Here is an 805-nt window from a genome sequence, read left to right as displayed (position 1 = left end):
CTTGTGGCTCTGCTCAGTCGCTTGCTCTTTCATATAAGCTTGTGTTGCCATAACGCCATCCATGCATTGTTATTCCATAAGTGTGAATAAAGCATACTGATGTATTTATGGTTAATAAATGAATATAATTAAATACAAACATAACAAAAAACAAATGTGAATGAGAAGATGAACCCAAACAATAGGTTAGATAAAAGAGACATCCGAAGATTGGAGTTATTTTGTGAGATCGTCGAGCAGGGTGGTATCAATCAGGCAGTCGCCAGTACAGGGATCAGCCAACCTGTGCTCAGTAATCAACTTATTGCGTTGGAAAAAAGCTTAGAATTAACATTATGCCAACGTGGTCGAAAAGGATTTCAGCTTACCCATGAGGGTGAGCAAGTCTATAAATATGCAAATCAACTCAAATCAACACTGACAGACTTTGCCTATAAGCTTCGCGGCGTACAAACCGAGCTATCAGGGCATGTTCGCATTGGGTGTCTCGATAATACAGTTACCCTGCCCAACAACCCTCTGCCTAAAGCCATCGAGTCATTTTATCAATTGAGTGATAGTGTGGAAGTGAGCGTCGATGTCGGCGACTTTACTCAACTCAATGAGAAATTGGCTAAGAACCATATTGATATGATGATCGTGGTGTTGGGGTCACATCAAAAGTCAGCCTTTCAACATAAATACCCACTGTTTGATGAAGACAGCTACCTCTACGCAAGACGCGACTTAGCAGAACAGATCATGGACAGAGATTTCTCACTCGACGGCTGTCGAATCAACATGGGCGGCTATGCCAAAGACGATA

The 805-nt window shown here is 41.9% G+C and carries 1 protein-coding gene; it reads left to right on the top strand.

The window, feature by feature from the left end:
- Nucleotides 1–168: 168 nt before the first annotated feature.
- A partial coding sequence (locus KIV40_RS26685; protein WP_306431903.1) for a LysR family transcriptional regulator occupies nucleotides 169–805 on the top strand: 637 nt, incomplete at its 3' end.

The sequence above is a fragment of the Vibrio sp. D173a genome (assembly GCF_030248475.1).
The sequence above is the reverse complement of the archived record's forward strand: the minus strand, read 5'-3'. Positions and strand labels throughout refer to the sequence as shown.